The sequence below is a fragment of the Micromonospora sp. NPDC049081 genome, from assembly GCF_040648835.1.
In the GTDB taxonomy this organism is placed as follows: Bacteria; Actinomycetota; Actinomycetes; order Mycobacteriales; family Micromonosporaceae; genus Micromonospora; species Micromonospora antibiotica.
On record NZ_JBEZEK010000001.1, the window covers coordinates 290228 to 313790 of the forward strand.

At 72.2% G+C, this 23563-nt stretch carries 15 protein-coding genes; 8 read left to right on the forward strand and 7 right to left on the reverse strand.

Annotated features, from left to right (window positions below; all coding sequences use genetic code 11):
• Position 1: 1 nt before the first annotated feature.
• The 4 genes from AB0B63_RS00905 to AB0B63_RS00920 all read left to right on the forward strand — a co-directional run bounded on the left by AB0B63_RS00905 (position 2) and on the right by AB0B63_RS00920 (position 7896).
• On the forward strand, positions 2 to 3331 hold the full coding sequence (locus AB0B63_RS00905) for a right-handed parallel beta-helix repeat-containing protein (protein ID WP_357013462.1): 3330 nt from the start codon (positions 2 to 4) through the stop codon (positions 3329 to 3331).
• Positions 3332 to 3342: 11 nt separating this feature from the next.
• Positions 3343 to 3651 (forward strand): YbaB/EbfC family nucleoid-associated protein, encoded by a 309-nt coding sequence (locus AB0B63_RS00910; RefSeq protein WP_357013465.1) that lies wholly within the window; start codon positions 3343 to 3345, stop codon positions 3649 to 3651.
• A gap of 46 nt (positions 3652 to 3697) precedes the next feature.
• Entirely contained in the window at positions 3698 to 6139 is a 2442-nt protein-coding gene (locus AB0B63_RS00915; protein WP_357013467.1) for a hypothetical protein, read from the forward strand.
• A 173-nt stretch (positions 6140 to 6312) separates the two neighbouring features.
• Positions 6313 to 7896, forward strand: a complete 1584-nt coding sequence (locus AB0B63_RS00920; RefSeq protein ID WP_357013470.1) for a protein kinase — start codon at positions 6313 to 6315, stop codon at positions 7894 to 7896.
• Here AB0B63_RS00920 and AB0B63_RS00925 read toward each other — a convergent pair.
• Both AB0B63_RS00925 and AB0B63_RS00930 read right to left on the reverse strand, forming a co-directional pair.
• Positions 7866 to 11312 carry a BTAD domain-containing putative transcriptional regulator gene (locus tag AB0B63_RS00925; RefSeq protein ID WP_357013472.1) on the reverse strand — a complete coding sequence of 1149 codons (3447 nt, stop codon included), beginning with the start codon at positions 11310 to 11312 and terminating at the stop codon, positions 7866 to 7868. The two genes, AB0B63_RS00920 and AB0B63_RS00925, sit on opposite strands and share 31 nt — an antisense overlap.
• Before the next feature lie 55 nt (positions 11313 to 11367).
• Positions 11368 to 13779: an AAA family ATPase gene (locus AB0B63_RS00930; RefSeq protein ID WP_357013475.1), complete on the reverse strand. Its 2412-nt coding sequence runs from the start codon at positions 13777 to 13779 to the stop codon at positions 11368 to 11370.
• 343 nt (positions 13780 to 14122) lie between these two features.
• On the opposite strand from AB0B63_RS00930, the gene AB0B63_RS00935 reads away from it, so the two are divergent.
• Both AB0B63_RS00935 and AB0B63_RS00940 read left to right on the forward strand, forming a co-directional pair.
• A complete protein-coding gene (locus tag AB0B63_RS00935; protein ID WP_357013477.1) occupies positions 14123 to 14500 on the forward strand; it encodes a hypothetical protein in 378 nt (125 codons plus the stop codon).
• Between the two features lie 99 nt (positions 14501 to 14599).
• Entirely contained in the window at positions 14600 to 15223 is a 624-nt protein-coding gene (locus AB0B63_RS00940; RefSeq protein ID WP_208567633.1) for a response regulator transcription factor, read from the forward strand.
• Positions 15224 to 15614: 391 nt separating this feature from the next.
• Here the strand turns inward: AB0B63_RS00940 and AB0B63_RS00945 are convergent, their stop codons facing one another.
• Positions 15615 to 15851, reverse strand: coding sequence for a cold shock domain-containing protein (locus AB0B63_RS00945; RefSeq protein ID WP_208567634.1), 237 nt, complete (start codon positions 15849 to 15851; stop codon positions 15615 to 15617).
• 223 nt (positions 15852 to 16074) lie between these two features.
• Positions 16075 to 16854, reverse strand: coding sequence for an NAD(P)H-dependent oxidoreductase (locus AB0B63_RS00950; RefSeq protein WP_357013482.1), 780 nt, complete (start codon positions 16852 to 16854; stop codon positions 16075 to 16077).
• 144 nt (positions 16855 to 16998) lie between these two features.
• On the opposite strand from AB0B63_RS00950, the gene AB0B63_RS00955 reads away from it, so the two are divergent.
• Together AB0B63_RS00955 and AB0B63_RS00960 are read left to right on the forward strand one after the other, a co-directional pair.
• Positions 16999 to 17850 carry a helix-turn-helix transcriptional regulator gene (locus tag AB0B63_RS00955; RefSeq protein WP_357013485.1) on the forward strand — a complete coding sequence of 284 codons (852 nt, stop codon included), beginning with the start codon at positions 16999 to 17001 and terminating at the stop codon, positions 17848 to 17850.
• 349 nt (positions 17851 to 18199) lie between these two features.
• Complete coding sequence (locus AB0B63_RS00960; RefSeq protein WP_208567637.1) at positions 18200 to 18727, forward strand: DUF6244 family protein; 528 nt, start codon at positions 18200 to 18202, stop codon at positions 18725 to 18727.
• A 12-nt stretch (positions 18728 to 18739) separates the two neighbouring features.
• Here the strand turns inward: AB0B63_RS00960 and AB0B63_RS00965 are convergent, their stop codons facing one another.
• From AB0B63_RS00965 to AB0B63_RS00975, 3 genes are all read right to left on the reverse strand, one after another.
• Complete coding sequence (locus AB0B63_RS00965; protein ID WP_307799280.1) at positions 18740 to 19222, reverse strand: NUDIX hydrolase; 483 nt, start codon at positions 19220 to 19222, stop codon at positions 18740 to 18742.
• Between the two features lie 149 nt (positions 19223 to 19371).
• Positions 19372 to 20583 carry a hypothetical protein gene (locus tag AB0B63_RS00970; RefSeq protein WP_357013489.1) on the reverse strand — a complete coding sequence of 404 codons (1212 nt, stop codon included), beginning with the start codon at positions 20581 to 20583 and terminating at the stop codon, positions 19372 to 19374.
• A 387-nt stretch (positions 20584 to 20970) separates the two neighbouring features.
• Positions 20971 to 23307, reverse strand: a complete 2337-nt coding sequence (locus tag AB0B63_RS00975; protein WP_357013492.1) for a tetratricopeptide repeat protein — start codon at positions 23305 to 23307, stop codon at positions 20971 to 20973.
• Positions 23308 to 23563: the final 256 nt, after the last annotated feature.

A 23563-nucleotide genomic window follows, 5' to 3' on the forward strand; every position in this document is an offset into this window, starting at 1 on the left:
GATGAGCCGACAGCTGCTGACAGTGGGTGGCGGACAACCGGGCGCATTCACCACCATCGGCGCGGCCGTCGCCCGTGCCGAGCCGGGCGCCACCATCACCGTCCATGCCGGCCGGTACGCCGAGAAGCTGGTGGTCGGCAACCGGATCACCATCGCCGCCGAGCCCGGCGCCCTGGTCGAGGTGCACGTGGAGGAGGGGAGCGTACTCGCCGTGCACGGCGAGGGTGCCCAGGTGCGGGACATCTCGCTGTCGAGCGCCGACCCGAAGCTCGCCGCGGTCGACGTCTACGCCGGCGAGGCCGCCCTGGACGGCTGCCGGTTCGAGGGTGCCGCCTGGGTGACGCTGCTGGCCCGGTTGCAGGGGACGATCGCGCTACGTAACTGTGTGGTCAGTTCCTCCGCCGGTGCCGCGATCGTGGTGACGGCGCCCGGCGCGAGCACCGTGGAGGACACCGTGATCCGCGACGTCGCCACCTCGGGCGTCGTGCTCAGCGACATCGGCTCGTTGACGCTGCGCCGGTGCACGGTGCAGGGGGCCGGCGCGAACAGCATCTGCGTCAACGGGGACGCCCGGCTCGTCGTCGAGCGGTGCGAGATCACCGGCGCCGGTAAACCGGCTCTCGTGGTGGAACAACGCGGCCACGCCCGGATCAACCGCCTGCGGGTTCGGGAGAGCGCCAACGTCGACGTGTTCATGCGCGGCGAGGTCGACGTGGTCGTCACGGATTCCTCGTTCACCGGTGCGCGGCTGCAGTCCGTACACGTCGCCGACGGTGCCGCGCCCACCTTTCAGGGCTGCACGTTCGGCTCCGCCGGGCGCACCGCCGGGCACATCACCGGTGCGGCGAAGCCGACCTTCACCGACTGCGTCTTCACGGACTCACCGGTGGGGGTGACCATCGAGGCCGGGAGCGCCCCCCGCTTCGAGCGGCTCACCATCGGGGGCAGCAGTGAGCACGCGGCCGTGGTGACCGGTGCGGCGTCGATGATCGTGCGGCGGCTGCGTGCCACGATCACCGCCGGGTCCGGGCTGCTGTTCACCGACGGTGCCGACCTCGACGGCACCGATCTGGGGATCGACGCCGCCGACGCCGTCGCGCTCGAGCTGCGGGAGGCGGCGCGGGGCACCGTCCGCGAGGCCCGTTTCACCGGTACGGCGGCCACCGGTGTGGTGGTCGGCTCGGGCGCCACGTTGGACCTGCGGTCGGCGGTGCTGGACGGGGCCGGGATGCGGGTCGACGACAACGCGGAACTGCGGGTGCAGGACACCGAGTTCGTCGACGTGCTGGGCGACGGCCTGCGGGTCGGCCCGGCCGGCACGGTGACCGCGAGCCGGGTGCGGGTCCGCCGGGCCCGGCAGGTGGGGATCCGGTTGGAGCGCGGCTCGCGGGGCACCTTCACCGACTGCGAGGTGCTGGAGAGCGGAGCCGCCGGTTTCGACGTGGACACCACGGGGCCGGTGTCGATCGTCCGCTGTGCCGCTCGGGACAGCGGTGGCGAGGACGTCCGCCAGGCCGACGACGCCCACCCGAGCATCACCGCGCTGACCACCGGGCGGGCCGTCCGGTCGGCGACGCCGGTCTCGTCGGCTCCCACCGGCTCCGGGTACGCCCCCCAGTGGACCCCGGACGAGCCGCCGGCCGCCGAGGCGGCGCCGGACGAGGTGAGCGGACCGTTGCGCGAGCTCACCGGCCTGATCGGTCTGCGCGGGGTGAAGCAGGAGGTCACCGCGCTGATCAACCTGATCAAGATGGCGCAGGTCCGGCAGCAGATGGGCTTACCGATGCCGCCGATGAGCCGGCACCTGGTCTTCGCCGGCCCGCCCGGGACCGGCAAGACCACTGTCGCGCGGCTCTACGGTGCGGTCCTGGCCGAGCTGGGCATCCTGGCCAAGGGCCACATGATCGAGGCGGCCCGGGCGGACCTGGTCGGCCAGTACATCGGCTCGACCGCGATCAAGACCACGGAACTGGTCAACCAGGCGATCGGTGGGGTGCTCTTCATCGACGAGGCGTACACCCTGTCGGCCGGCTCCGGCGGGTCGGGCCCGGACTTCGGTCAGGAGGCGATCGACGCGCTCATGAAGATCATGGAGGACCAGCGTGACGAGCTGGTGGTCATCGTGGCCGGGTACTCGGAGCTGATGGAGAAGTTCCTGGCGTCCAACCCCGGTCTGGCCTCCCGGTTCACCCGGACCGTCGAGTTCCCGAACTACTCGGTCGACGAGCTGGTCACCATCACCTCGAATCTGTGCCGCAAGCACTACTTCGAGCTGACCGACGACGCCGTCGAGGGGTTGGCCGCCTACTTCGAGCGGGTCCCGAGGACCTCGACGTTCGGTAACGGTCGGGTGGCCCGGAAGCTGTTCGAGGCGATGATCAACAACCAGGCGTCCCGGCTGGCGGTCACACCGCCGACCAAGGACACCCAGATCAACCGGCTCACCGCCGAGGACCTCGCCCCCGAGCTGGCGCTGCTGGACGAGCTGCCGGTCGAGCAGAAGAGCCCACCCGACCCGAGCCGGAACCCGTCCGACGCGATCGACGCCGCGCAGAGCTGGCAGCGGATCGGCCGGCTGATCGGTGCGGCCGACGCCCGCGCGGCGGTCCACGCGGCCCTGCTCCAGATGTGCGAGCTGCGAAACCGTCGCCGCTCCTCCGGCCGGCACGGAAACGTCCTGCTCTCCGGCCTGCCCGGCAGCGGCCGCAGTGAACTCGTCCGGCACTACGCCGCCGCCCTGTCCGAGCTGGACCTGCTGCCGGTCGGCCAGCTGGTGCGCGTCTCGACCGCCGAGCACCTCGCGCCGCAGTGGCCGGGGCAGGTCCACAGCCTGGTCCGGGCCGCCCTCCAGGACGCCACCGGCGGCACCCTGATGATCGACTATGTCGACGACGGCACCGGCGTCGCGTCGGAGATCGTCGAGGCGTTGGTCGAGCAACTGCGCGCCACGCTCGGCGACCCGGTCGTCGTCCTGGTCGCCGAGCCGGCCACGCTGGCCCGCCTCGGGGTCGCCGCGCCCGGTCTCGCCGAGGTGTTCGGCCAGCACTGGACCATTCCCGAACTCACCGTCCCCGAGCTGGCCGAGGTGCTGGCGCGGAACCTGGCCAGGCGGGGGCACGAGATTCCGCAGGACGTCCGGGCCGCGCTCGTCGGGCTGGCCGCGCGGGCACCCGAGCGCACCGTACGCGCCGCCCACCTGCTCTCCCGGAGCCTGAGCCGGACCACCGGGTCCCGCACCCTCGCGCTGGCCGACCTCGACGGACTGGTCAGCCGCAACGATCCGACCGTACGGGCGACCCGCCTCGACGGCGGCCTCGCCGTGGTCGGCTGAGAGGAGACGCCATGCCGCAACCGCAGCCCACCCGGGAGGAACTGGTCAAGGCCGGGCGCGCCTTCGAACGACGGCTGCGCCAGGCACAGACCAGCCTCGAACACACCCTGGTCACCGGCCGTTCCGCCGACGGCACGGTGGTCGTGCTGGCCAGCGGTCTCGGACAGCTCAAGGCCGTACAGGTCAGCCCTGCCGTGTTCGACACCCGCGACGTGGCGGCCCTGCAGCAGGCGATCACCCAGTCGATCCGGGCCGCCGCGGCCAACGCCGCCGCGCTGGCCGGGGAGAAGTTGGGCGCGGTCGAGATCAATCTCCACTGACCGCAACGGTGGTGGGCCTGGTGAGGGGACCAGTCGAATGAGGATGATGCGCAGACTGCGCCCCCCGGCGTCAGCGGGGATCTTCCAGCACCGGCTCGGCAACGCGCTGGTCCTGCACGTCGACGATCGGATCAGCGTCGCGGCCCGGTCGTTGGCCCTGGCGGTCGCCGCGGACCCCAACCACGACGTCGTCGTACTCGATCTGCACCACGACCTTCCGGTGGGCACCTGGGGGGCGGTCGCCACGGTGCTGAAGCGGTGCCGGCGCGGCATCCGGCTCGTCGTGTGCGGGGTGTCCGCCGACACCGGGGCCCTCGCCGCGCAGTGGCTCTGTGACCGGCTCCGCCGTCCGGTCGTCACGCCGCACGGCCGGGCCGTCCAGGTGGCGGCCGGCACCCTGTTCGCCCACACCGCCGAGGGCAGTGGCTGGGTGCGCTACCTGCCGGGCCGCAGGCCGGCCTGGGAGTCCCAGCGCTACCCCGCCCCGCCCTGGGACGCCGCTGCCGCACGGTTCCAGCCGACCAGCGCGGTGGGTGCCGCCGAACCCGTTCCCGGTGGGGTCTGGATCCGGGACACCCGCGACCCGGTCGCGGTCGGCGGCCACTGGCAGTGGCTGGTGGCCTCGCTACCCTGCCAACCCGAGGCGATGACGGTCGTGCTCGGCTGCCCCGGCACGCCGCCCCTGGCCCTCGACGACGTCGCCCGCTTCTGGCGCGAACTCGACCCCGCCGGCCGGCGACACGCCCGGTTCGTGCAGTACGGGCCGGTCCAACTGCCCGCCGGTGAGGTGCTGGGCCAGCGGCTCGCGGACCTGCTGGAATCACCCGTGGTCTGTTTCGGTGGCCTGCCCCTCGGGCGGCCCGGGCACCTCCACATGCACACCGTGACGCCGGACGGCAGCCTCGGCTGGCAGGTCCTTGCCCGGGAGCTCTGTTACACGCCCCGCCCCTCCCCCGCAGCCCCGGCCAGGCCACCACGGATCGTCGGTCACCACGCCCCGGCGCTGCTCGGCGCACCGGTGGGCCCGTTGACGTACCGCTACGCCACGGACGCGGTGGTCGAGATCGTCCCGTCCGGGCTGTGGATCCGTGCCGACGAGCCCCCGGGCATCGCCGGCCGGATCCGGTCCCGTGCGGCGGATCCGACCCGGCACGCCCTCATCGTCGACGACACGACCCCGTCCCGGGTCGCCCGGTTCCGGGAGCTCGCCGAGGATCTGACCGCCCGGCTGGACCCGGCCACCCGGGCCCGCAGCACCCTGCAACTCGCGTCGGCCGTCGCGACCGGCCCGCGGGCACCGGCCACCGGCAGCGCCGGCGGCGACCTCGGTGCCGGACTGACCTACCGGTTCACCGCGGCGGACCTGGCCTCGGGTGAGTCGACCGAGGCGACGCCCGCGCCGGCCGAGGCACTCGCGGTGACCTCCGTTCCCGGGCCCCAGTCCGCGTCCTGGCTGCCGACGGTGTCCGGAGACAGGGCGGGGACCGGTGTGCCGACCCCGACCGCCGCGGAGTTCCTGACCTCGCCGGTGGCGGCTCCGGAACCACCGACGGCCGGACCGGCTCCGGTGGTCACGGCAGCCCTGCTGGCCCCACCCGGCGGCCCGACCGTTGCCGGTGCCGTCACCCCGCTCCGGGACCGGCCCGGCACGGGTGTGCCGCCGACCGGGGCCCCGGCGGCGGCCGGGACCTGCCGCTGCGACGCCGCTCGACGACCCGTACGCTTCCAGCCCACGCCGACGCCGGACGCACCGGGACTGTCCGCCCCGACCGGGCTCGACTCGGCGCGGTCGTGGCTGCGGTGGCGGCACCGCCGGGAGTTCGACGCCGCCACCCCGGCGATCTCCCGGCTCCTCGCCGAACACCCCGGGCTGTACCCGGACGACGACTCGCTGGCCGACGCGGTCGCCGTACACCTGTACCTGTCGGCCCCGGGCGAGGCCGTTGACCGGGCGCTGCGTGCCGGACCGGCCGGCGACGTGACGCACTTCGCCCGGTGCGTGGCGGCCGGGGTCGCCCGGCTCCCGGCCCACCGGGGTGCCGTGTGCCTGTCCGCCACGCTCCCCGGCGACGACCTGCGGGACGTCGCCGCCCGGGAGACGCTGACGGAGCGGGGGTTCACCCATGCGCTGACCGAGCCGCCCGTGAACGTCCCCGGCAACGTCGACGTCCTGCTCTGGTCGATGACCGCCCGCCGGACCCGCCTGCTGGAGCCGGAGGGCGAGCATCGCGCGGCCGGCCGGGTGTTGTTCCTACCCGGTACCCGCTTCCGGGTGCTGGCGACGACGCCACCGGACCGCCACCAGCCCGGCCGCCTGCTGCTGCGCGAACTCACCGCCGAGGAGCCGTGCCGCGGACGGGTCCCCTTCGACGAGTTCGCGTTGACGTCGCTGTCGCGTTGCCGCGATCGTTGGGCGGCGACCGGCCGACGCGGTCGGGTCGGCGACGCGACGGCGCAACGCCTGACGTGCCTCCCGGGCGTCGCGTGACGGCCCGCGGTCGACGGCCCCGGGGGTGGGCTCGGGCGGCCGTACGCAGCGTCGTCCGCTGCCGGCAGCGACCACGGTCGACGGCTTTGTCGGCGGTCGTTGTCTTGGTATACCTGATGATGTCGGCGTAGGTCGCCTGGCGCACAGCCGCCGATCTCATCCTCAAAGGAGACATGATCGAAACCGCCTACCGTGTGAGTCCGCTACGCGCGACCGATCCCGAGCGGCTGGGTGACTACCTGCTCGTCGGCCGCCTCGGCCGGGGTGGGATGGGAGTGGTCTACCTTGCGGAGAGTGACGACGGCAGTTATGTGGCGGTCAAGCTCATCCACCCCGACCTCACGACCGATCCCGAGTTCGCCAGCCGCTTCCGCGGCGAGGTCGAGCGGGCCCGGCAGGTACCGTCGTTCTGTACCGCCGAGTTCTTCCACGCCGACCTCGACCACGACCCGCCGTACCTCGTCGTCGAGTACATCGACGGCCCCAGCCTGGACGAGGTGATCGCCGAACGCGGCCCGATGCGCGGTGGGGCGCTGCAGTCCCTCGCGGTGGGGGTCGCCACCGCGCTGACCGGCATTCACGGCGCGGGCATCATCCACCGCGACCTCAAGCCGGACAACGTCCTGCTGGCGTTGGGCAGCCCCAAGGTCATCGACTTCGGTATCGCGCGGTCGTTCGAGACGACCAGCAGGCACACCCGAACCGACGTCATGGTCGGCACGGTGGCCTACATGGCCCCGGAGCGGTTCTCCGGTGAGAAGACCACACCGGTCACCGCCGCGGCCGACGTGTTCGCCTGGGGCTGTGTGATCGCCTTCGCCGGCACCGGGAAGACACCGTTCGAGGGTGACTCGCCGTCGGCGACCGCGGGACGCATCCTCACCCAGCCGCCGCAGCTCGACGGGTTGCCGGAGTTCCTCAGGCCAGCGGTGAGCGCGGCGTTGGCGAAGGACCCAGCCAGCCGGCCGACCGCCCCGGAGCTGCTCGCGATCCTGCTGGGCAGCCAGCCCGGCACACTGACGCCGAGCCCCACGCCACCGCCGGCGACGCCGGCCGAACGGCCGGTCCGGTCGGCCCGCCGCAAGCGGGTGGCCCTGGTCGCCCTGGCCGTGCTGCCGGTGCTCGCCGCGGCGATCGCCGTCGGGTGGAACGCCATCCCCCACGACGTGCCCTCGGCGCAACGTCCCACCTCCTCGGCTGCCGGGGCGCCCCCACCGACGAGGATGGTCGCCGCCCAGACATCCGCTCCCGAACGCACCCCCTCGCCCTCCGCCGCGCCCCGCTCGGCTCGGCCGAGCAGCCCGCCGACCACCGCCGACAAACCCTCCCGGCCGACGCCCAGCCCCACCGGGCGGGGCTTGGTCAACGACGCCGGCCGTAACCTGGCCCTGGACAAGTTCGCAACGGCTTCCACCGTGGAAGGCCATCCGTGGCCCGCCGGTGACGCCGTGGACGGCGACCCCACGACCCGGTGGGCCAGCCTGTTCAGCGATCCCCAGTGGTTGGCCGTGGATCTGGGCAAGCAGTGGCAGATCCACAAGGTCGTGTTGCACTGGGAGATGGCCTTCGCCACCGCCTACCGGGTGGAGGTCTCCACGGACGGCCAGCGGTGGACGACCGTGTACCGCACCGAGTCGGGCAAGGGCGGGATCGCGCAGATCGACACCGACGGTGCGGTCGGTCGCCACGTACGGGTGTACTGCACCGAGCGCGTCGGCCCCTACGGCTACTCGCTGTACGAGATCGAGGTGCGCTGAGCGCCCCGCCCCGACGGCTCGTGGCCGGCCGCCGGTTCCACCCCGAACCCGCCCAGCCGGCGACGGGTGCGGCGCAGGTCCCACCGGGCGCCGAGCACGGCGTACAGACCCGCCGCCTCGCCGCCGGCCCGCGCCGCCGCGTGCGGGTGCCGACCGGCCGCGAGGAGCACCGCGGCATCCTCCAGGGCGGCGGCCAACTCCACCACCCGGCCGGCCGCCCGGTAGTGCGCCGCCACCGCCAGCGCAGGCTCCGGGTCGCCGGTGAGCAGCGCCCGGCAGCGGGCCGCCGCCCGGTGCGCCCGCCCCGGCCGGACCTCCCTGGCCGCCTCGTCGGCGCAGCTGGCAACCGCCTGTTCGGCCACGTCGTGCCGACCCAGCTCCAGCGCGAGCCGGACGACGCCGGGCAACCACTGGTGCCGCAGCAGCAGTGGGGCGTACGCCCGCGTCAGCAGCGGGTCGAGCAGGTGCAGCGCCTGCTCGGCGCGGCCCTGCTGCTCGGCGAGCATCGAACGGGCGACCAGCAGGAAGTCGCCGCTCTCGCGCTCGGCGGCGGTGGCCGGCAGCAGCTCGGTCGAGTCCAGGTGCCCGCTGGCCAGCACGGCGTCGTCGCGGTGCGCGGCGACCAGCGCCGCCGTACCGTGCAGCAGCACGGCGACCGCCCCGGGCTCCCGGGTGCCCAGCAGGGTGGCGCCGGGCGGGTCGTCGGTGACCGCGCTGACCACGGACAACACGTCGTCCCAGCGGCCCGACCAGTAGTGCTGCACCGCTGCGGTGACGTGCAGGCCGGACGGCAGCCGGTGCCGCAGCGCGAAGAGCGCGGCCTCGCGCAGCGTACGCTCGGCGTCCTCCAGCCGGTCCAGGTTCTGGAGCGTGAACGTCCGGTTGTCGAGCAGATCGAGGTACAGGCCGCCGAAGGCCGGATGGTCGCGCATGACGTCCAGCGCGCGGTCGACGTACTCCAGCGCCCGCTCGTGGTCGCGGCGGATCGTGTTGGTCAACCAGGTCGTCTGCAGCGCGAACACCGCCTCGTGGGGCTGGTTCGCGGCGAGCGCGGCGGCGTGCCGCGTCGCCGCCGCCCGGTCCACCCGGTCCAGGTCGTCGAGTGGGCCCCGGTGCAGGCTGGCCAGCAGGATCCGGTGCCGGGTGTGCCAGAACGCGGGTACGGCGGGGTCGGCGAGCGCCTCCTCGACGATGCCGAACGCCGCCGCGACGTCACCGCCCCGACGGGTCATCGTGGCGAGCAGGTGGCGCATCTCGGCGCGGTCGGCCGGGTCCGAGGCGAGCCGGACCGCCTCCCGCGCCTCGTCCAGCGCCGGACGCTCCTGCCGGAACTCGATGCGGACCAGCGCGATCAGCAGGCGCTCGCGTTGCCGCGGATCGGGCACGTCGGTGCCGAGCACCCGGCGGAGCAGCTCACTGGCCAGCGGGCGGGCCCGGCGGGCCAGTTGGACCTGATGGTCGATCAGCCAGGACACCATCCAGCCGTCCACCATCGGCGCCGCCGCGGCGAGTTGTCCGGCCACTCGAACCACCGGGTTGCCACCGTTCACCAGCACCTCGGCGGTGTGCCGGTGCAGAGCCGCCCGGGACGCGGCGGGGATCCCCTCGTACAACACCTGCCGCAGGAACCGGTGGCGGAAGGCCAGGTCGTCGTCGGCGGGCACGACGACCCGCGCGGCGAGTGCCTCCTCCACGCCGGACACCAGGTCGACGGCGGAGCGGCCGGTCACCGCGCTGAGGTCGTCGACGGAGAACCGGGCACCGAGCAGCGCCGCCGTCCGGAGCACCTCCTGGGTGCCGGCTGTGAGGCCGTCCATGGCGGCACGGATCATCGCGAGCAGCGGGCGGGGGGCTTCGATCGCCGTGGTGCCGGGGATGTCGGCCCTGCCGTCGACCACCTGTACCAGATCCCTACGCAGCAGGTCCGTGGTCAGCTCGTGGGCGTAGCGGGGATTGCCCGCCGAGATGGCGACCACCTCGGCCAGGTTGGGCCCGGGGGGCACCCCCACCAGGTCGGTCAGCGTCTGCTCGATCACGTCCGCCGGCAGGGCCTCCAGCGGGAGCAGGTGTCCCTGTCTCGCCTGGACGGCGCGGCGGAGCCGGGCCAGCTCCCGATCGCCCGGCTCCAGCCGGGCGGCTGCCACCACCAGCAGCGGCAGCCGGCGGGTGCCGGCGACCAGCCGCTCCCAGCACGCCACAGCGGATCGATCGACGCTGTGCAGCCCGTCCAGGACCAGCAGCAGGGGGGCGGTGGCGCACGCGGCGCGCACCTCGGCCAGGACCCGTTCGGTCGTCGCCGGGGTGGCGGCACCGGCCGACACGGCCCGCCCACCGGGGGCGTGACCTGCGGCGGGGTCGGCCGTCAGCCCCAACGCCCGGATCACCGTCGAGAGTGGCACATGCTGGTCCGGCTCCTGGGCGGTCCCCCAGGCGACCCGGCAGCCGCGCTCGGCCGCGTCGTCGAGCGCGGCGTGGAGAAGAGTCGTCTTGCCGATGCCGGCCTCACCCTCGACCCAGGCCACGGCACCCTGACCGGCCGCGGCCGCGGCGACCAGTTGCCGCAGCCGGCCCAGTTCGGCATCGCGGCCCGCAAGAGCCGGCCGGCCGGTCCGGTCCGCCCGGACCACCGGCCCGGTCCGGGCCGGTGCCGGCGCATCGCGGTGCGCGTCGGACGGGGCACCGGAGACGATCTCGTGCAGCCGGGCGAGGGTGGGGCCCGGTTCCACGCCGAGTTCGGCGCGCAGAGCGTCCCGGATCGCCCGGTAGACCCGCAGCGCCTCCGCCCTGCGGCCGCTGCGGTGCAGGGCCAGCATCAGCAGCTCGTGCAGCGGTTCGTGCAGCGGATGGTCGCGGATCAGCCCGGCAAGGTCGGCCAGCACGCCGTCGTCGCCCAGCTCGACGAGGAGGCGGGCACGCTGCTCGGCGGCACCGAGCCGCCGGCTGGCGAGCCGGCTGCGTTCCGCGTCGATGCGCGCACCGGTGAGTCCCGCGTACGCCTCGCCGTGCCACAGCCGTAGCGCCTCGTCGAGCCGGGCCACGGCGGCCGTCCCGTCGCCGGCCACACGCAGCCGCTCCGCCTCGGCGCTGAGCCGGTCGAACCGATCGCTGTCCAGGTCGTCGGGGTGCAGGCGCAGGGCGTAGCCGTGCCGACCAGAGGTCAGCGACCCGGGTCCGAGGACACGACGCAACCCGGACACGTACGTGTACACACTGCCCACCGCCGTGGGTGGCGGCGCTGGTCCCCACACCCCCGCGATCAGCGCGTCGCGTCCGACGTCGCGCCCGGCGGCTGCGGCGAGCAGCGCGAAGACCGTCCGTTGCCGGGCCGGCCCCAACGGCAGCTCCCGATCTCCGCGCCAGGCCCGGACCGGTCCGAGCACGGCGACCCGCAGCCGGTCCTCCGCAGTGGTCGTCATCGACCCTCCGGCCCGGGAACCGGGAGACGGTCCGCGCCACGGACAGGACCACCGGTCACGAGACGGAGGGCCTTCCGCCGCCGAGGAGCCGGGACCGGGACAGCTGCGGTTCGGTCGGTTTGCCCGGCAGGCTCGGCCGGATCCGGCCGAGCAGCAGACGTAGCTGCTCGATCCAGTGCCCGCCGATGCGGCGTTCCCGCAACGCCGCATGGGCGATCTGCGCCGCGGTCTCGAAGTCGCCCCGCCGCTCGTGGCTGTGCGCGGCGATCCAGCGCATCTCGCCGGCGAGTTCCGGGTCGGCGGTACGGGCCGCGACCCAGCCGGCCTCGGCTGCGGCGTTGCGATCCGCACGCAGCAGCAGCCGGGCCAGCCACGCGGTGAGCGTGAGGCGTCGGGCCGGGTCGAGGGTGTGCTGGGCGTGCGCCTGCGCGAGCACCGCGATGGCGATCCCCGGTGCCGCCTCGGCCACCCGTTCGACATGTTCGGCCAACCAGTTGGCGGAGCATTCGTCGACCGGAGCCTTCCCGACGAGCATCAGGGCGACCACCCGCTCGGGTGCCGTGCCCGCTTCGGCGAGCCGCTGCGCGTACCGGCGGCAGAGGGTGACCCGCAGCGCGGCGGGGGTGCTCTCGCACAGCGTGCGGGCCACGACCCGGTGCCGCAGGCGCAGCCGGTCCCCCGGCGCGAGGATCCCTGCGGCCCGCACCGGGGCCAGCATCCGGGCGAGGTCGTCGGCCGGGTGGCCGGTGACCGCACCCACCTCGGCCATCGTGCAGCCGGCGGGCTGCGAGCCCGGTGCCCGCACCTCGTACGCGCTGAGAAACGCGACCGCCCGCAGCACCTGGCGGGTGTCGTCGGGGAACGGGGAGAGATGTGCGGTGACCGCCGCGACCAGGCCGGACCCCGGGAACGGGTCGATTCCCTCCGTCGCGAGTTGCCGCAGGTATTGCGGGTGCCCGTCGGCATCGTCGAGGATCCGGGTCAGGTCGTCGGGCTCGGGCGGTGGCGACGCGACCGCCCGGACCAGTGCGCCCGCCGATCGGGAGTCCAGCGGACCGAGCGTGAGAGTTTCGGCGGTGGCCGGCCCGACCGCCCGTTCGGCACCGGACCGCACGGCGGCGACCAGCAGCAGCGGTAGCTCCCGCGCCTGGGCGCCCAGCGTTTCCCAGGCCCGCAGCGTGGCCGGGTCGGCCCAGTGCAGATCGTCGACGACGAGAATCAGCGGCGTCTCGGTCGTGGCGCGACGGACCAGCTGCACCGTCCGGGTCGCCACGTCGGCGTCCGTCCGATCCGGGTCGGTGGCGTCGACCTGGTCGCCCCAGTCGGCCAGCAGCCGGTCGCCGGCCTGGTCGGCACCGGGCTCGCCCCCCGGGTCCGAGGCGGTGGCCTGCGCTCCCACCGCGCGCCGGCCCGGCCCGGTGGTCAGTGCGGACTCGACGCAGTCACGCAGGGTGCCGGACGGGGCGTCCCGGGTGGCCTCGTCGCCGACCGCCCAGCCGAGGCGGCACCCGACTGGGGCATGGGGCAGCGCGGCCCTGAGCAGCGCCGTCTTGCCGATGCCGGCCGGGCCTTCGAGCAGGATGCTGCCGCCTCTCCCGGCGGCGACCCCGGTCACGGCCCGTCGCAGCCGAAGCAGTTCCCGGTCCCGACCCAGCAGCGGGGCAGCGTCGATGCGGACGGGCGGTTCGGCCGGGGCAGCCGCCGGTATGCCTGCGCTGGGGACCGTCGACCGGCTGGCCAACTCGACGGGGCAGGCGGCAACGGGTGATCCGACCGGCCGCGAACCGCCGGTGGACACGCGGGAATCCGTGGGCCGGGCCGCCACCGGTGGCGCGACGACGAATGTGCGACGGGGTTCCTCCCGGTGCGGATGGGCCGTCATCAGCTCCCGGAGGACCTGAGCCGCCTCCTGCTGGCGTCCGCGCCCGGTCAGCAACTCGGCGTACCGCTCGGCCGTGGCGATCCGCAGCGCGGTCAGGCGGGACCGCTGTTGCTCGGCGAACGGCCCGGGCACCCCGGCGAACGCCTCGCCACGCCACAGGCGCAGGGCCGCCGCCGTGGCGTTCAGTTCGGCGTCGGTGTGGCCGGTGGACCGTTGCCGCTGGGCCTGCGCGTGCAGCGACTCGAACCTGAGGACGTCGACCGAGGTCGGGGTGAGGTGCAACTGGTAGCTGCCGCCGCCCGAGCTGAGCAGCCGTCCCGCCGTCCATCGACCCCGGGCCGGTTCCAGCAACTGACGCAGCGTGGACACGTAGGTGTAGATGTTGCCGGCGGCGCTCTGCGGCGGATCGTCTCCCCAGACGGCGTCGACCAGTTGGTCACGGGAGACGGCCTCCCCGGCACGCAGCGCGAGCACGCAGAGGACGGCGGTGCGGCGTGCCGAGCCGAGCACGAGCTCGGTGCCGTCCCGCAGGGCTCGCACCGGACCCAACAGTCGGAGTTCGACACCCACCTGCTGCGTTGACATGGCCGCCCTTAGCTCGCTGCTCCGCGTGCCTGGCCCGCGACGTGGTCGGCGCTGCCCGGCACACCACTACCGGCGGGATGGCGTGATGGTCTGACCGTGCGACGTGCCCACCGGTCGATTGTCCACCATCCCCGCCGGTGCTGCCACTCAGGAAGATCACTGGAGCGGCGGGAGACCGGGTGGACGCACAACGTCAGTGGCGCGCACCCGATGCCGGCGTCTGGCTCGTCCGGGGTGCGTAGTCGTTCCCGACGGGCGACAGACCGGGCAGGTCGGCCCGAAGTACGGGCAGACCCCGGGTCGACGCCTTCCGCCCCGGCCGTCGCCCTGCTGGACTCGACAGGTGTCGGTCGATCCTCGCCCACCGGCGAACTCGTTCGCCGGTGAGCTTCTGCTCACCCTGGCCTGCGAGGGGCGGTTCGTGCTGGACGCGGCGCGGGCCGACCAGGCGATAGCCGAGCTGGAAAGCACGCTCTCCACCGTGCGGGCCCGGCTGCGCATCCTGCGGATCTGGCGACACGCGCCGCCCCAGCGGGTGGACGAGATCCCCGACGAACTAGCCCTGGACGTCGTCGAGGCCATCTTCGCCGACCAGCTCGCGCCGGGCCGGCTGGAGTTGGCCGCCGCGGAGATCCCCAAGTACATCGAGGCGCTGCGCCGGGCCCGGCTGGTGCCGCCCGAGGCGGACCGGCTCACCAGCCGCTGGGGGCCGCGACCGTGAACCTTCACGTGCCGGGGAGCAGCCGTGAAGGTGGCGTGGAGATTCTCTGAAGGGTCGTCGCGCAGACTTTCGCCGCAGCCATCAGAGGCGGAGGTTCCGGTGGAGAAGGTACGACTTGTTCTGCAGGCGTCAGATCCGTTCAGCTACGCGGGTCTCGACAGCTTCCTGCGATCCTGCCCGGCGATCGAGGTGTTGCCGGTCGAGGATCGTGCGGATGCGCAGGTGGTGGTGTTCGGTTGCGAGCAGCTGACCGTGGACGTGGTGGCGACGCTGCGACGCTCGGCGGCGCAAGCGGGTCTGCCCGTGGTCCTCGTACTCCGCACGATCACCGAGGGTGAGCTGCTGATGGCGGTGGAGAGCCGGGTGGTGGCCATCCTGCCGCGGGCGACGGTCACCGCCGAACGGTTGGCCGCCAGTGTGCTGACCGCGGCCAACGGCGGCGGCGTCATGCCGGCGAACCTGGTCGGTGAGCTGCTCAAGCACATCGAGCGACTCCAGCGTGAGGTGCTGGCCCCGAACGGCCTGAGCTCCTCCGGCCTCACGCCCCGCGAGGTCGACGTGCTGCGGCTGATGGCGGACGGGCTCGACACCGGCGAGATCGCCGGCAGGCTCTGCTACTCCGAGCGGACCGTCAAGAACGTCATCTACGGCGTCACCCATCGGCTGAGGCTGCGCAGCCGATCCCACGCGGTGGCGTACGCGCTGCGCAGCGGCATGATCTGAGCCGCGCGACAGCAACGGCCGGTTCGGCATGTCGTCCGCGGCGACCGCCGCCCATCGCGCCCTCGGGACCGACCGTGACCTGCCGTCGCCCTGGCCGATATCGCCCCGGCCCAGGCCGTGCCGCTGGTCGGCGCACATCCGGCACATACGCTGCCGCTGCCCATCCGCCACTTCGACGCCGGACGGGCTGCCGGCGCGCTGCGCCGGTGTGGTCACGCCGCCCGCGTGCACCCGGTCCACCGCTGCATCCGGTACGCCACCGCGCCTGCCCCGCCGGTACCTGCACCTTCTGCCGCAGCGGTGTCCGCCGGCGGGACTGCGTAATTGTCGACACACTCCCAGACACGCCCGCTGCCTCGATCGACAGTGTTGTTCCGGTGCCGCTGCCCGGTCAGAGGGTGGTGACTTCGACAGCTCGGGCGGGGTAGCCGTCCTGGCCTGGGACTTCGTAGTGGCATCGCACTCGCCGACCCGGAGTCAGGCTTCGATACTCGGTGGGACCTGCAACGATGTGGCTGAAGTGCACCCAGACGGTCAGCTCAGCGTGATCGAGGGCGATGGTTCCCCAGCCCTCTTCGAGGTGCCAAATTTCCACCACGCCAGTGTCCTGCAGGCTCTGATCACTCACGATTATCAGCCTATTGGCTGGGCGGAGGCCGGGCACGAAACTGCCGCGCCCGGCCTCCGATCGTGACTTTGGACCACACCCAGGTGATGACCCAGTTCGCTTGCGCAGTGAGTGTGCCGTTGCCGCCGCTGCCCTGGTTGTGCCGGAAGGCGAACGTGATGAGAGTGCCGTTCTGGGTGAGGGCACGGCGTCCGGTCGGGGTCACCCCGGCGCAGGCCCGCCGTCAATCTCGCACATGCAGGTTGAAACCCCCGCGCCCAGGAGCCTCCAGGCCCTCCTTCAATCGTAGTGACGGAATCTCGTAGTCACCGGAGTTCTGCCGCCGGAACGCGATGGGCGCCGTCGTCTCCAGCGTCAGCAATCGTTGCTTCCACCTTTTCGTCACGTCCTCGAATTCTCCGTCGGACATCCTGACGGCGTCATACAACACGAATGGCGGTAGCACCTCCATGCCCGGGTAGTAGAGGATCCCGTGGTGGATCGGGAACAGCAGATCCCCGATGGGGCCGTTGATCCCGCGATCGGTGTAGTGCGACTGTGGGCCGCCCACGGTCACCGAGAGGATCGCCCGCCGCCCGAGCAGGATTCCCTCGCCGTAACGCTCGCCGTAGCGGGTCTCGTCGTGCACGCCCACGCCGTAGGCGAAGTGGAAAGAGAACACCCGGTCCACCCAGCCCTTGAGGATGGCCGGCATCGTGTACCACCACAACGGGAACTGGAAGATCACCGTGTCGGCCCAGAGCAGCTTCTCCTGCTCGGCTGTCACGTCGGGGGTGAGTGCGCCGGCGTCGTACGCCCCACCCGAACTCGGTACCACCCGCAGCGGGCTCGTGGCGTACCCGCCGAAGTCGGCTGCGTCCACGACGGCCTTCCAGTTCATCGCGTACAGGTCACTCACCCGCACCTCGTGACCGGCGGCCTCAAGAGTGGATACCGCGACTTCCTTCAGTGAGCCGTTCAGCGAACGCGGCTCCGGATGGGCGTACACGATGAGCGTCTTCATGGCTGATCCCTTCGACGACGTGGGTCGCCACCGATACTCGACGGCCGGGACCGCCCCGTTCAGGGGCCCGAGTTCCGTCGGACCGGACTTCCTGGTACCGGCAGGACCACCCGCACACGGGTCACCCGAGCGATACTGGAGGCCATGGACGATCTCGCGGGCTTCCTGCGTATCCGGCGCTCCCGGGTCGACCCGTCCGTCGCCGGCATCCCGACCGACAGCCGGCGTCGCGTCGAGGGTTTGCGTCGCGAAGAGGTCGCTCATCTGTCCGGGGTCAGCGTCGACTACTACGTACGCCTGGAGCAGGGCCGCGCCACCCAACCCTCGGAACAGGTCCTCGACGCGCTCGCCCGCGTCCTCGGACTCGACGAGACCGAACGCGGTCACCTGCACCGGCTGGCCCGGCAACGCCGCCGTCGCACCAGGTCACCCAGCAGTCGCCCCCGGGCGGACCTGCTGCGGGTACTCGACCTGATCATCGACGCCCCCGCCCTGATCATGGACCACCGGATGGACGTGGTCGCCGGCAATCGCCTCGCCGGACTTCTCTACGGCCGAAACACGACGGGCCTGAACACCGCCCGGCACATCTTCCTCGAAGAGACCGAACGTGGCCTCTATGCAGAATGGGAGAAATGCACCCTCGACGTGGTCGGGCACCTTCGCCTGGCCGCCGGCAGATACCCCGATGATCCCCGCCTGGCCTCGCTCATCGGCGAACTGTCGATGGGCAGCGAGCGCTTCCGCCGTCTCTGGGCCCGTGCCGACGTACGCGCCCGCACGCACGGACGCAAGGCCTACCGGCATCCGCTGGTCGGACTGCTCGAACTGCACCAGGAGAACTTCGCCCTGCCGGATGAATCGGGCATCGAACTGATAGTCCTGTCGGCGCCACCGGAAAGCCCCGCCGAAGACGGGCTGCGCCTGCTGGCCTCACTCAACGACGGCGGGAACACCCCGGGGAAAGGACTGCGGGTCACCAACTACTCGTCATGAGCCGTGCGCCCATCTGCCACCGGGCACGCATCGCCGGGCCAATTGTCGCGCGGCTGACCATGCGCTGGGACGCACAGTTCGTCGTGATCCCTGCCGGGGCGGTGCCGTCGGTGGTGCCGGGCGCGCAGGAGGTGCGTGCCGTGCGCGATCCGGGTCGTTCGGGGGCGACGTCGACGTGGACACCGGTTCGTGATCCAGCCCGGGCGACCCGGGTGGGTCGCCACCGGAGGTGAGACCGAGCCGAAAACCTACGCGGTACCGCTACCGCTGCTGACTCTGGTGAGCTGGCAGGGCCTTCGGTAGCGTCAAACGCACCCGTCCGCCGTCATCGATTGGGGATGCTGCCTTCGTGTCACAGGTTGAGAAGATCACTGGTGAGCTCCGCGCCCTGATGGCCGGAGTCGAGCGGGCGCAGGGGTTGACGGCCGCTGCCGACCGGCAGGCGCAGGAGGTGGCATTACGTGCCACGAGCGCCGGCTTCCTCGCCGTCGCCGCAGGCGTCGCCCGGATACGCACCGCGATCACCGACGTCCAGGGCACCCTGGGACGGCTGGGAGGATCGATCGGTGAGGCGACGAAAGCCGCCGCCGCCGTACCCCAACAGGCCACCCCGCAGGAGACGGTCGCCGCACTGACGCCCGTGCAGAGCGCCATCGGCGCCGCCCGCGACGCGGCGGGCGGCGTCATCACCCAGATCGGGGAGGCACAGCAGCTCGTCACCACGATCCTCCAGGGCGGCCAACCCGGACCGCTGCTACAGGCCCTCGACGGCATCAAGCAGGTCCTGATGCAGGTCGTCGCCCGCACCAACGGTGCACGACAGGCCACCGAGGCGGCGATCGCCGAGGCACAGCGGGTGGGATCAGCGGGAAACTGACGGGGCTGGAGGTCAGTGCGTGCGGAAGCCGTTCTCCAGGTCGAGCATGGTGCCCTCGGCCTTGGCACGCAGCGCCGCGACGACCCGGCGTGCCAGCAGCTCCGGCATGCGCTCCCGGATCTGCTCCTCGGTGCACCAGGCCCAACTGCGCAGCTCGTCCGGGGGCAGGAGGATGTCGGCCGTGCCCACCTCATCGAGGGTGCCGCCGTCGTAGACGAACATCATGCCCTCGGTGCGGTCCGGCCGAGGGGGCACCCAGTCGGTCACCAGCAGCCGACCAGGCACCACCGCCCTGCCCAGTTCCTCCTTCACCTCACGGGCCGCCGCCTGCCGAGGAGACTCGTCCGCGTCGACGCACCCGCCGACGATCTCCCAGTAGTCCTTGTAGACGGGCTCGACCAGCAACGCCCGCCCGGCAGCGTCGGTGATCAGAACTGCCGCGCCCATCCGCTTACGGGGAAGCGTCGCCGTGTAGTCGCCGGATGGTGTGCTCACCTTCGCAGGCTACCCGCGCCGGCGGCCCCGACATGTCACCTTGGACCGTCCTGAACGGCTGACGAGTCGCGGACGAGCATCGCAGCAGACCGCCCATCCTCGCCACCGTGAGCGCCCGCTGCCCGGCCGCCCGGTCGAGGCTGGACCCGCTACGTGGCGCTCCGGTTGGTCCAGTTCCACCAACTCCCGTTCCACCACCGACTCCACAGATTGCCGCTGGTGTCGAGCACGAAGAGCGCCGGCCGGCTTGAATCCTGCGGCGCGACCACGGCGGAGCCACCCCCCGCCGGCCGGAACGGAGGGTTCTGGTCACTCCAGTACCAGTTCGACCCGTCCCAGTAGTTGATCCACAACCCGCCCTCATCAGTACGGTAAAAGGAGAACGGGGAACTGCCATCGACCGAGAGGACACCGAGCGGGGCGGTCACCAGCGTCTCCCCCGGGGGTGAGCCCAAATTGTGCCACTGCCATCCGGCCCCGGACCGCCAGCGCAGCCAGGCGTTACGGTCGGAGCCGAGGACGAAGAGGTACGGGCGGGCATCCGGCACCACCTGGATCGCATTCCGCGCACCGAACGCGTTACTGCCGGAGTCGAGGTTGACGCCGGGGTTCCCCAGGTCGTTCCAGATCGCGGCCTGACCGTCGACCCGGGCACTCCAGAGGTGTCCGTCGTTGCCGACGACGTAGACCTGCGGGGTGCCCCCCTCCAGCAGCACGCCGAGCGGCCCGTAGGCGGAGACGCCGTCGGGGGGTGAGCCGAGGTTGGCCCAGGACCACACCGAACCGTTCCACCAGTTCACCCAGGTCGCCTCGTCGCCGTCGCTGCGCACGAAGACGTACGGGCTGCTGCCGCCTACGGCGACGGCGGCGAAGCTCGGCCAACTCACGAAGTTCGCACCAGGCGGCGCACCCTGGTTGCGCCACTGCCAGGTGGAGGACGACCGCCACAGGCTCCAGAGGTTGCCGTCGGTGCCGAGGACAAAGGCGTACGGCCGGCTGAAGTTGTCGACGATGGTCACCCCGACCGGCATCCGGATCCCGACCCCCGGCGGTGTGCCCATGTTGGACCAGTTCCACCCCTCGGTCTGGTCCTGCCAGTTGATCCAGAGGTTCCCGTCGGTGCCGATGCTGAAGACGTACGGATACCGGTCACCCACGGCGACCGTGCCGACGATGTTCCGCACCGGGGGTGGGGTGATGGTAGCGGCGGACCTGGTGAGGAGCTGACCGCCGGCGACCGGTCGCGTCGCCTCCCGTTCCGGCTCGGCCGCTGCGGCCGTCGGGGTGGTGCCCATCGTGACGGCCAACGCGACGGTCGCGACCGTCGCCAGCATCCGGCGGACCAAGGTGCTGCCTCTCATTGTGTCCTCTCGTGGCAGGAGCGATGCATTGAATCATGAGGATCGCTCGCGTAGCCACAGTCGAGAAGCCGATCCGGTCGACTTCCCGACGCAGGATCCACCGGCCCCTGAGCACGCACGGCCACCTGAACTCACTTCGCGAGCCGACGCACACCTGACCATCGTGTTCGCCGCCTGGCCGCATCGCGCTGGACCGCCCGCCGCTGCCGCACCATCACTGCCGCCGACCCCTACCAGCCGAACTCCGTACCACTCTCGGGGCCAGCCACAGCACGTGCGACACACCCGATCAGCCCGCATCCCCAACGCTCTGTGGTCAGCAGTACACAACTGACGCACTCGCGGTGCTCGTCGGGAGCACCGGTCGCTACCTCGCCGTGGGTGGGTTCACACCTCAACGGACACGGTCGGAGGGCGTGTCGTCGAATGTCGCGACGTGGGTCCGGTGCCATGGGCGGTGACTTTGGTCCGGACGCTACCGGCGCTGGGATGATCGAGGCCGGTGAGTAGTTCGAGGGCCTTGTGCCACGACCGCGAGGCGTTGACGCTGTCGCCCATGTCGTGCTGGGTGTCGCCGAGGTGGTCGAGTGCCTCCGCCTCGCTGAACTGGTCGCCCAACTCCCGGTGCACGTCCACCGCCTGCTCGTAGCAGACGACGGCTTGGGCGTGCTGGCCGAGGTGGTGGTGGATGTGGCCGAGGCTGTCCAGGGTCATTCCCTGACCGGCCCGGTCGTTGAGCTCTCGCAGGAGGACGAGGGCTCGTTCGCAGTAGACCAGGGCCTGTGCGTGGTCGCGGAGCAGGGTGAGGTGCCAGCCGATCGCGTTGTGGCATCTGGCCTGCCCGAGCCGGTGGCCGGTTTCGCGGTACAGGTCAAGGGCGCGGTGGTCGTGTCGGAGAGCCTGCTTCAGGTCACCCCGTCGCTCACACGTGATGGACAGGGTGTTGTGGATGTGGGCCTGTTCAGTGCGGTCACCGGCCAGGACGGCGAGATCCAGGCCGCGATGGAGCTGGGTGTCGGCGTCGTCGAACCGGTACAGCCGCGTGTACGCGCGGCCGAGCTGGCGGTGGGCGCGCGCCTCCATGACCCGATCGGCCACCCGGGCTGCGGCCGCGATCGCGGTTCGCCAGATCACCAGCCCGTCGTGCCAGTGCCCCCGACGGTCCAGGAAGACCGTTACAGCCTGGGCGAGTTGTCCGACCTGTGCCTCCCGGCCGGTGGTGGCGTGGTCGATGATGTTGAGCAGGACAGCGCGTTCACTGGTGAACCAGTCGAGTGCGCGCTGGTAGTCGGTGAACTGTTCCGGTACGGTCCCCTCGGCCGGCGGGGCCGGCTCGGTGTGGTCCGTCGCGGGGTCCAGCAGCTGATTGGCGTTGTACGCCGTGTGCAGGTAGTGGTCGAAGATCCGGCCGATGGCCGCCCGCCGGTCCGATTCGGATTCGGTGGACCGGGCCAGGTGCGCGGCGTAGTCACGCATCAGGTCGTGCCAGGTGTGCCGGCCGGGATGACGCTCGGCGGTGAGGCTCGCCGAGATCAGTTCGAGCAGTGACGACCGTGCCTCGGGGAGGGGAACGGCGGCGAGGCTGCCCGCGGCCGCGACGGTGACATCCGGACCCGGGTGGAGGCTCAGCAGCCGGAACAGGCGGGCCGCCGGTGGGGTCAGCGCCTGATAGGACCAGGAGAACACTGCCCGGACGTCGGTTTGCGGGTCGCCGTCCCCGAAGACGTCCAACCGGCCCGGTACGTCTGCCAGTTCCCGGACCACGGCGGCCAGCGGCAGCTCCAGGTACATCGCTGCGCGGGCGGCGACCACGGCCAGTGCCAGTGGTAGCCGAGCGCAGCGGTCGACGATCTCGTCGACCGCTGTGGGTTCGGCGGTGACCCGGTCGAGGCCGAGCCGGTCGGTCAGCGCATCCTGGGCCTCCACGGTGGTGAACAGGTCCAGCATGAGCGGGTGAGCACCCTCGACGGCCACCAGGCTGGAGAGCCGGTTGCGACTGGTGATCACGACCAGGCAGCCGGGTGCGGCGGGCAACAACGGACGCACCTGGACGGCGTCGCGGGCGTTGTCCAACACGATCAGCATGCGCTTATCGGCGAGCAGACTGCGGTAGAGCGCCGCCTGGGCGTCCAGATCGGCGGGGATCCGGCTTGGCGGCACCTCAAGGGCGTCGAGGAGACGACGGACCGCCTCGGCCGGGTCCACCGCCCGGCCGCCGGGGTCGAAGCCACGCAGGTCCACGTACAACTGCCCGTCACGGAACCGGCCGGCTACCCGGTGCGCCCAGCACACGGCCAACGTGGTCTTGCCCACCCCCGCCGTGCCACCGATGGCGACGATCACCACCGTGCCGGCGCGGGCGCTCATCTCGGCCAGGGCGTCCAGCGTCGCCAGCTCGTGGGCGCGACCCGTGAAGTGGCGCACCGCCAACGGAAGCTGTCGGGGAACCGGCATGCCGCCCGGGTAGTCGGCACCGCCGCCGCCGGGATCCGCTGGCGCGGCGGACTTCTCGCTGAAGGCGTACTCCAGCAGGGTGTATCGGGGGCGCCAGTGCTCTTCGATGCCGGTTGCCACCGACAGCCGGTCCAGCCGGCCGTGCTCGTCGGCGTACCGGTGGCAGTTGGTGACCAGGCCCCTGATCAGTTCCCAGTCGGGAAGTCGCCGGATCTGACCATTCAGCACGGCCGCGAGCTGAGTCTTACCGCGCCCGAGCTGCAGCTCCAAGGCCCGCAGACTCGGTCCACCGGCCTGCCTCCGCAGGCTCCGTAGATCATCACACAATCGCCGCAGGAGCTGCGGGGCGGATTCAGCGGCCAACTGTGGGCCTCCGGTGTGTACGCCGCCGTCCGCTCTTTCCCACGGACAGCGCGCATTCACCTGCGCCGCACAGTTCGAGTGTCCGCAGCTGTCCGGGATCCACGAATGTCAGTGTAGCGAACGATCATAGTGATTCATCGACATCCATGCTGACGAGAGGATC